Below are 7,980 nucleotides of genomic sequence, written 5' to 3'. Positions count from 1 at the left end.
GGCAGTAAAATCCAGGGCAAAACAGCGCACAAGCTGCCTGAATTTAGCCTCTGTGATTTTAGAACGGCTGTAGTATCTATTTTTATTAACCATTTCAGGAAGTTATCACACTTTAATTAGTGCTTTGCTTCCTAAGACCCTATTTAATAAAGAACACCTAAATTTCATGTAAATCATGTTAACAATGAAACAAAAATTTCAGGTGAAAATGATCCTTGTTTCAAATAGATAGAGGCTTCCCATTTTGCTTGGTCAAAATGTTTTTCCGATTTTTGAGCCTACAGATTTCTTCTTTATCATGAAGTGTGCTCAAACTGAAGTGTACTCAAAAAAATAGAGCATCCAGCACCATCGGCCGGTTATCTGAAATCGGTTATGGTATTTTGCGTATTCCTTAGATTTAAGAAATATTAATTAGGAAGAGCTTTTGAACGTTGGGCAGTGACTTCTTTTTGTGAAATTGTAGATGTGGTCGGAATGTATAGATTGTCTTTTGAAAAGAATCATTCCACGATGGATGAAATTAATATCCTGAGATTGGTATGGCAGTAAATTTTGTGATGATTAGGTGTTTTGCGTAAGCAGAATCAGCATCTTGATTGGTTGATAAGGATATTGGTATGCAGGGTTACCAGCTTATATTTTTCACTCATTGTTATCGGTATCACGACGATTTTTTCTTAGGTGAACGGTTGTTGCAGAAGGCACGCATGCTTGGCTTGCCTAGTGCCCCCTTGCTTGCCTCAACGCATGGCTTTGATCATGACGGTCAGATTCACTCAGCAAGCTTTTTTGAATTGGTCAATCAGTCCATCATGGTCATGATGGCCCTCAGCACAGCCAATATTGAGTGTCTGTTCCAGCATTTGCGCCATGAAGTAGTGGGGGCGTTTTATGCCAGGGCGCTTATTAAGGTCGGTATGACTGGCGCATCATGATTCACAGCCTGCTGCTGCGTTGCCTCCTGTTTGCAGTGCTTTGGTGGGTGCTGACCGAGGGTCGTATCGATGACTGGTGGTTGGGTGCTGTTGCGGTATTGACTGCCACTTACGTTAGCGTGATATTGATGCCGGCTGCCGTGCATCGGCTACGTTGGGGGGAAATACCAAGTTTTGTCTTGTTCTTTCTCAGGAGCTCTGTACGCGGCGGATTTCAGGTTGCCATAATGGCGTTGCGCGGCCGGGCGGCACTGCAGCCAGGTGTGCTGGAGTTGCGATTGAACTTGCCAGCAGGCGGTCCGCGCGTTCTCATGATCAACGTGATTGGATTGATGCCTGGCACACTCTGCGTTGAACTGGCAGAGAATCGATTGCGTGTGCATGTGCTGGATGAGCGTCTGCCTATCGAGACCGAGGTCAGTGAGCTGGAGGCGCGCATCAGCGCACTCTTTGGAGTCGGGCGATGACAGGGTTCGAACTTCCAGTAGCACTTTTCCTGCTCTGCAATCTGATTGTTGCACTACTGGCGGCTGCGCGCGGCCCCACGGTGGCTGATCGTATGCTGACGGCGCTTTTGTTCGGTAGTACTGGCACGGGTGTGCTGGTGCTATTGGCATATGGAGGTGCTGGCCAGATGCTTGTCGACGTCGCATTGCTGCTGGCCCTGCTGGCAGCGATTGGCGGCATCGCTTTTGCTAGGCGAGCATGGCAAAGGGGCCGTGATGATTGATATCCTCAGTGCCGTGTTGCAGATTGCGGGTGCTTTTTTCTATTTTGCTGGTACGCTGGGATTGCTGCGCTTTCCCGATGTTTATAGCCGCCTGCATGCTCTGACCAAGGCCGATAACTTGGGGCTCGGCTGTGTTCTGATTGGACTCGCGTTACAGGCCGAGACGCTTGCAGGCTCTCTGAAATTGTTGTTGATTTGGCCCTTGGCGTTGGCGGCAAGTGCAGGGGTGAGCTACGCAATTGCGTGCCGTGCCGACAGCCTTGGCGTTAGCCCCTGGCGCAAGGAAAAACATTGAGCCTCGAATTTGCATTCGACCTGCTACTTGTCTTGACCATGGTCTGGAGTGCATGGCGGAGCTTGTCTGCAACGCGGCTGGATCGGGCCATCGTCATGTTCATCGTTTTCGGGTTGCTGATGGCGTTGGCTTGGGCGCGCTTGTCGGCTCCCGATATCGGTCTGGCTGAAGCAGCTATCGGTGCTGGCCTGACTGGCGCGCTGCTGCTCGATGCCTACGGTGCACTGCAACGGAGAGAGATATGAAGCGGCTGCTGGTCGTTCTCGGTGCAGTCTGCTTGATTGTGCTGCTACTCGGCGCCATGCATGATCTTGCGCCAGCAAGCGTGGAGTTGCATGCTGCGGTTGCGGCCAATCTTACTGCCAGTGGTGTCGAGCATCCAGTGACCGCCGTTCTGTTGAACTTTCGCGGCTACGATACCTTACTGGAGATTGCCGTACTGTTGCTCGCACTGATTGTCATTCTCGCTATTGGCAGGGAAGAGGCTAGTAATGCCGAAGCAACTGTTGATGTGCGACTCTTGGTGAGTCCAGTATTACAGACGTTAGCAAAGTTGGCGACGCCCCTGATGATCATGGTTGCTTTTTATTTGCTGTGGGCTGGGAGCTTCCGGCCAGGCGGGGCTTTCCAAGCAGGTGCCGTGCTGGCTGCCGCTGCCGTACTGCTGCATCTGGCTGAACTATTACCCAGTTGGCAATCGCCAGGCGCGAGATTGCGCTTGGGGCTGGCTGGTGGTTTCCTGATATTTCTTGCCGTTGGCGCTGGATCTCTGATGCAAGGGGCATTGCTCGAATATCCGCTGGAACAGGCAGGTGCGTTGATTCTGTTGATTGAGTCTGGCTTAACGATATCGCTGGGATTGATCCTTGCTGGGCTCTTTTTACTCCTTTCGCGTGACGACGGAGAAACATCATGACAGCCGGGCTGCTTTTCGCCAGCGTCGGCGTAATTTTGTTCGCACTCGGTGTCGCTGGCGTGTTGCTGCTAGAACATCTTCTGCGTCGCATACTCGCCTTCAATATCATGGGTAGCGGAACATTTTTAGTGCTCGTCGGACTCGCGCAACGCAACGGTATTGCAGACCCTGTGCCGCAGGCGATGGTATTGACTGGCATCGTCGTTGCCGTCGCCGCAACAGCACTGGCACTGGCGCTGGCGCGACGACTGTATGTGCTGACAGGAAAACTCGAGTTGTCGCAGGATGATGAAGCATGATGGTCTGGCTGATTCTGTTGCCGCTGCTATGGGCCAGCTTAGCCTTTATGTTGGGGCCCAGCCGTGGAGTCTGGCCCGCCATAGCGGGATTGGTAGCACAGCTTTGGCTCGCTTTCGCGCTTGCCGCGGAAATTGTCGGTAGTGGGGCAGCGATGCATGCGGTCGGTGGCTGGGGCGCGCCGCTCGGCATTGACCTTGTAGCCGATGGGCTGTCAGCAGCCATGCTGCTACTAACTCAGTGCATCGCACTGCCGCTAGCAGTTTATGCCCATGCCTATTTCAAGCGAGATGACCCCGCTAGGAATTATTTTTGGCCACTTGTCGGATTTCTGCTGGCAGGACTTAATGCGCTGTTTCTTTCGGCTGATCTGTTCAATATCTATGTCACGCTTGAACTGCTAGGCCTGGCAGCGGTAGGGCTGGTTGCGGCTGGTGGTGGCGCGCAACAGATTGCAGCAGCGCTGCGCTATCTGTTTGCCACGCTGGTAGGCTCTGGCGCTTATCTACTCGGCGTTGCACTGATTTACGGCACCTACGGAACGGTTTCTACAGTTACCCTCGTCTCGCTTATTGGCGCTGATGCGCCTGATCTGGTATGGATTGCGGGAGGGTTGATGGTGCTAGGTCTAATGCTCAAGACAGCATTGTTTCCTTTCCATTTCTGGTTACCACCTGCGCATGGCGGCGCCCCAGCCCCAGTATCAGCGCTGTTGTCTGCTGTTGTGGTGAAAGCCTCGTTCTATCTGATTCTTAGATTATGGGTGGGGCCATTCTCGTCCTTGACGGTAGTGGCGAGTCTGGTTGTCTGGTTTCCTGCATTGCTGGGTACGCTGGCCGTGTTCTGGGGCTCTTATCAGGCCATACGTGCCGAGCGCCTCAAGATGCTGATTGCTTATTCGACCGTGGCGCAACTAGGCTATTTGTTTCTAATTTTTCCGCTATTGGCCAGTGCTGGCGCGCTGCAAGCTGGCATCATGCAGGTCTTTGCGCACGGCCTTGCCAAAGCCGCCATGTTTGCGGCAGCGGGCACGCTGATCAAGGCAACCGGACAGGAGATGGTGGCGGGGCTGGCTGGGGTTGCTGAGCGTTTACCTGTCACGCTGTTTGCCTTCGGGCTGGCGGGAATTACCTTGATGGGTCTTCCACCTTCAGCGGGTTTTCTCGCCAAATGGCAATTAATAGAGCTTGCGCTGTCACAGCAGCAGTGGGTCATCGCATTTGTGGTTCTGGTGGGGGGCTTACTGGCGGCAGTGTATGTTTTCAGTGTATTGCGGCAAGCATTTCTGCTAGCACCTGCTGACAGCGTAGTGACGCCAGTGTCGCGCACGCTGGAGTGGACGGCTTTCGTCTTGGCTGCTGCCAGTGTTTTGCTGGGCCTGCGAGGTGTTGAGTTGATGCAGTTGGTGGGGGTTACATGACTTTCAACGAACTCTTGCCATTGGCTGTTTTGGCCTCTTCATTGATCCCAGGTCTACTTATCTTTACGCTGCCAGAGTCATGGGTCGGGCTGCGCACAACGCTTAATCTGTCTGGGGCGTTGGTTAAACTGGCGCTTGTTTTGTTGCTGATTGTGGGCGTGCAGGCTGGGGAAAGTTATGGTGTGCACTTTGCCGTGCTGCCAGGTCTTAATCTTGCCTTCAAGGCGGATGCGCTTGGCTTGTTGTTTATCACGCTATCGGCGGTGCTCTGGTTGTTCACCACACTTTATGCGATCGGCTACCTAGAAGGCGCACCGCGTCGCAGTCGCTTTTTCGGTTTTTTCAGCCTTTGCGTCACGGCTACCATGGGCATTGCTATGGCTGCCAACCTCTTTACCTTTTTCGTTTTTTACGAACTGTTGACCCTCGCTACCTTTCCACTGGTCGTTCATCGGGGCACGGAAGCATCCATACGCGGTGGCATGACCTATCTTACATATACGCTGATTGGCGGTGCGGTACTGTTGACTGGCATTGTCTGGTTGCATCATCTGCTTGGACATACCGACTTTGCTCATGCTGGTATTGCTGCGGCATTGGGCTCGGCATATGACGGTCAGTTGCAAATCATCTTCCTACTGCTGATGATTGGAGTCGGTGTCAAGGCGGCAATCGTGCCGCTACACGGCTGGTTACCGCAGGCGATGGTAGCGCCAGCGCCAGTCTCAGCATTGCTGCATGCAGTCGCTGTGGTCAAGGCTGGTGCTTTTGGCATCGTGCGTATCGTTTATGAAGTGTATGGTATCGAATTCGCACAGTCGCTTGATCTGTTGTTGCCGCTGGCAATCTTCGCCGCGGTGACCATTGTATGGGGTAGTTTTCGTGCACTATTTCAGGATGATCTGAAAAAACGACTGGCTTACTCGACGGTGAGCCAGGTGTCCTACATTGTGCTGGGTATTACGCTGTTCGGCCCCATCGGCACTGTTGGTGGACTGGTGCATTTGGTGCATCAGGGCCTCATGAAAGTCACGCTATTTTTCTGCGCTGGCAACTACGCCGAAACCCTTGGCATCCACAAGGTGAGTGAAATGAACGGTGCTGGACGGCGCATGCCGTTGACGAGCATCGCGTTTACAATTGGTGCACTGGGTATGATAGGCGTGCCGCTGACAGCTGGAGCCGTCAGCAAGGCATGGCTGATTGACGGCGCATCGGCCGCTGGCATGGATTGGGCGATATGGGTGTTGTGGACATCCAGCCTGCTGAATGCCGTCTATTTTCTGCCTATCCTTTGGCGTACTTGGTTTAAGCCTATTCCAAAGGCCTGGCCAGCGGAGCATATCGTAGCGCGTGGTTGGCGCGAAACCGCGTGGCTACTGCTGTTGCCACCAATGGTAACCGCAGCGATGACACTTGCAGCTGGTATGTTCCCGAATAACCAGATAAGCCCTCTCTCATGGGCCAAATTGATTGCCGAGCGTGAATACGTTCACGAGTCAATAATCTGGACACCATAGTTTAGAGAAGCCTTTTGTTTCCAAGCACTGGGCGGCAGATGAAAGAGTTCGTGTACGGCGAGTAAATCGATAGGTAATCAGGAGCATCTTGAAAAACAGGATTCATTGAATTACGAGCCTCCTTGCAAGCATTGAAGGAGGTATACATGTTCAAAGAGCTGGATGGCTGAGGTCTTTTTGTCGGTGGTGATAGTCGCTGAAATAGACAAACTAAAGCGGACAAAAGCCAAAAACAAGAAGGTGCTTGAGGCCTTGAGCGAATAACAAGAAAGTAAGACGGTATCTTATTTTAATATGTGTTGTATTGAAATTGCGCCACGCACTTCGCCTAATGAATAGCCTGTGGCTAAGTCGTTGGGGTACTCAGACGTAAGTAGTAGTCTTAAATTTGCACTGATGTCTTGTTCACCACCATGACATTTTAAACACATGGCTTGTGTAGGAATGGCTTTCATATAACGAAAGACTTGGCCCGCGTCGGTTTTTTCTAAAGCGCTTACTTCCATTTTGGCTGGTAGCTGTCCATCTTTTTGCGCTTGGTTAAAGTATTCTAGCGTTTTTCTTTCCCATTCATCAGGCGTCCCTTGAGATTGGTTTCTAGGTTTTAAAGAAACTCTTTTTACGGTGCGTGATTGATTAGAGTATTGTGCTGCCATGGCGGGGGCGACTTGTTTGCATACGCTTATTGCACTTTCAATACCGCTTGATTCTATTTGCGTTTTAAGGGTTTTGCCTAATGTTTGCATAAATTCCTGCGCGGTTTTTTGACTTTCTTCTACATATTGCTGTTGTATGGTTAGATCGTTTTCAGCAGCATAAGATAAGGCAGAACACTGTATCAGGAGTACGCTAATAATTAGATGTTTTTTCATGAGAGGTCTCCTTTTTAACGCTAAATTCTACTTAGTGTAATCTAAGCGTTAAAAATATTGTTGATTGAATTGATGTAACTCAAACCATACTATATATTATTATATTATATTAATAAATAAAATATTTAAGGATAAATCAATGAGCAAGAATTATAAAGATATCACTAAAAACATTTCTACATCACTGATGAGTTTGCGGACAGGATCACCTGATTTGATGAAAGCATTTGGTGACTTAGCTTCGGCAGCGACTAAAGATGGGGTGTTAGATAAAAAAACTAAAGAGTTAATTGCTTTAGCGCTTGGTGTGGCGGCGCATTGTGATGGGTGTATTGGCTTTCATACTCAAGCTTTAAGTAAGCTAGGTGCAAGTAAAGAAGAGGTGTTTGAGGCGCTTGGAATGGCAGTTTATATGGGGGGTGGGCCATCGCTGATGTATGCTGCTGAAGCGATTGCTGCATTTGATCAAGTTAGTCATGCATAAGCGCTAAAGCTGTCGATTAACTATCTTAGCTGGCGTTAAGTCATATAGAAGATAACCTTTAAAGGGTATGTTAAAAAAATAGTAGGGTTGTTAATTATGGCGGTAGTAAGTGATACATGCGATTGTTGATGTGTAATTTAAATCCTTAGCTGTTGTTAAAAAAAATTTACAGGAGAAAGTGAAATGAAAGCAAATGTTGGTGGTGTTGATCGTGCGCTTAGAATTATTGTTGGGCTTGCCCTGATTGCATGGGCTCTATTTGGTAATGGGCCTATGTGGGCTTGGTTAGGGATGTTGCCGCTAGCAACAGGATTGTTTAGTTTTTGTGGGGCATATTCGTTACTAGGGGTTAATACCTGTAAAACTAATTAATATCACTAAGTAGTATCACTAAGTAATATCACTAAGTAATATCACTAAGTAATATCACTAAGTAATATCACTAAGTAATATCACTAAGTAATATCACTAAGTAATATCACTAAGTAATATCACTAAGTAATATCAC

At 49.6% G+C, this 7,980-nt stretch carries 12 protein-coding genes and 1 pseudogene; 11 read left to right on the top strand and 2 right to left on the bottom strand.

The features are described 5' to 3' along the window. Window positions 1-93, bottom strand: a pseudogene (locus tag Q7U33_RS06170) (IS1595 family transposase); the annotation flags it as partial. A 527-nt stretch (window positions 94-620) separates the two neighbouring features. Between Q7U33_RS06170 and Q7U33_RS06165 the strand changes: the two are divergent. Genes Q7U33_RS06165 through Q7U33_RS06125 form a run of 9 tightly spaced genes read left to right on the top strand, consistent with a single transcriptional unit; the run spans window position 621 to window position 6,116 of the window. Then, window positions 621-938, top strand: a complete 318-nt coding sequence (locus Q7U33_RS06165) for a DUF190 domain-containing protein (protein ID WP_304858762.1) — start codon at window positions 621-623, stop codon at window positions 936-938. Continuing rightward, window positions 935-1,405 carry a Na+/H+ antiporter subunit E gene (locus tag Q7U33_RS06160; RefSeq protein ID WP_304858761.1) on the top strand — a complete coding sequence of 157 codons (471 nt, stop codon included), beginning with the start codon at window positions 935-937 and terminating at the stop codon, window positions 1,403-1,405. The genes Q7U33_RS06165 and Q7U33_RS06160 overlap by 4 nt, the downstream gene beginning before the upstream one ends. Next, window positions 1,402-1,668, top strand: coding sequence for a monovalent cation/H+ antiporter complex subunit F (locus tag Q7U33_RS06155; RefSeq protein ID WP_304858760.1), 267 nt, complete (start codon window positions 1,402-1,404; stop codon window positions 1,666-1,668). Before Q7U33_RS06160 ends, Q7U33_RS06155 begins: the two co-directional genes overlap by 4 nt. Further along, complete coding sequence (locus tag Q7U33_RS06150; RefSeq protein ID WP_304858759.1) at window positions 1,661-1,963, top strand: monovalent cation/H(+) antiporter subunit G; 303 nt, start codon at window positions 1,661-1,663, stop codon at window positions 1,961-1,963. Before Q7U33_RS06155 ends, Q7U33_RS06150 begins: the two co-directional genes overlap by 8 nt. After that, window positions 1,960-2,208 carry a DUF4040 domain-containing protein gene (locus Q7U33_RS06145; protein WP_304858758.1) on the top strand — a complete coding sequence of 83 codons (249 nt, stop codon included), beginning with the start codon at window positions 1,960-1,962 and terminating at the stop codon, window positions 2,206-2,208. Before Q7U33_RS06150 ends, Q7U33_RS06145 begins: the two co-directional genes overlap by 4 nt. Continuing rightward, complete coding sequence (locus Q7U33_RS06140) at window positions 2,205-2,879, top strand: MnhB domain-containing protein (RefSeq protein WP_304858757.1); 675 nt, start codon at window positions 2,205-2,207, stop codon at window positions 2,877-2,879. The genes Q7U33_RS06145 and Q7U33_RS06140 overlap by 4 nt, the downstream gene beginning before the upstream one ends. Then, the gene (locus tag Q7U33_RS06135) at window positions 2,876-3,178 is read left to right on the top strand and encodes an NADH-quinone oxidoreductase subunit K (RefSeq protein WP_304858756.1); all 303 of its coding nucleotides are present in this window, start codon (window positions 2,876-2,878) and stop codon (window positions 3,176-3,178) included. Before Q7U33_RS06140 ends, Q7U33_RS06135 begins: the two co-directional genes overlap by 4 nt. Further along, the gene (locus tag Q7U33_RS06130; protein ID WP_304858755.1) at window positions 3,175-4,596 is read left to right on the top strand and encodes a complex I subunit 5 family protein; all 1,422 of its coding nucleotides are present in this window, start codon (window positions 3,175-3,177) and stop codon (window positions 4,594-4,596) included. Before Q7U33_RS06135 ends, Q7U33_RS06130 begins: the two co-directional genes overlap by 4 nt. Beyond that, window positions 4,593-6,116, top strand: coding sequence for a proton-conducting transporter membrane subunit (locus Q7U33_RS06125; RefSeq protein ID WP_304858754.1), 1,524 nt, complete (start codon window positions 4,593-4,595; stop codon window positions 6,114-6,116). Before Q7U33_RS06130 ends, Q7U33_RS06125 begins: the two co-directional genes overlap by 4 nt. Before the next feature lie 284 nt (window positions 6,117-6,400). Here Q7U33_RS06125 and Q7U33_RS06120 read toward each other — a convergent pair whose 3' ends face one another. After that, window positions 6,401-6,988: a DUF3365 domain-containing protein gene (locus Q7U33_RS06120; protein WP_304858752.1), complete on the bottom strand. Its 588-nt coding sequence runs from the start codon at window positions 6,986-6,988 to the stop codon at window positions 6,401-6,403. Window positions 6,989-7,127: 139 nt separating this feature from the next. Between Q7U33_RS06120 and Q7U33_RS06115 the strand changes: the two genes are divergently transcribed. Together Q7U33_RS06115 and Q7U33_RS06110 are read left to right on the top strand one after the other, a co-directional pair. Beyond that, window positions 7,128-7,472, top strand: coding sequence for a carboxymuconolactone decarboxylase family protein (locus Q7U33_RS06115; RefSeq protein WP_304858751.1), 345 nt, complete (start codon window positions 7,128-7,130; stop codon window positions 7,470-7,472). Window positions 7,473-7,655: 183 nt separating this feature from the next. Further along, window positions 7,656-7,844 carry a DUF2892 domain-containing protein gene (locus Q7U33_RS06110; RefSeq protein WP_304858750.1) on the top strand — a complete coding sequence of 63 codons (189 nt, stop codon included), beginning with the start codon at window positions 7,656-7,658 and terminating at the stop codon, window positions 7,842-7,844. Window positions 7,845-7,980: the final 136 nt, after the last annotated feature.

The sequence above is a fragment of the Methylotenera sp. genome, assembly GCF_030653755.1.
GTDB lineage: Bacteria > Pseudomonadota > Gammaproteobacteria > Burkholderiales > Methylophilaceae > Methylotenera.
Note: the sequence above shows the minus strand (reverse complement) of the source record. Positions and strands in the feature narration are given on the sequence as shown.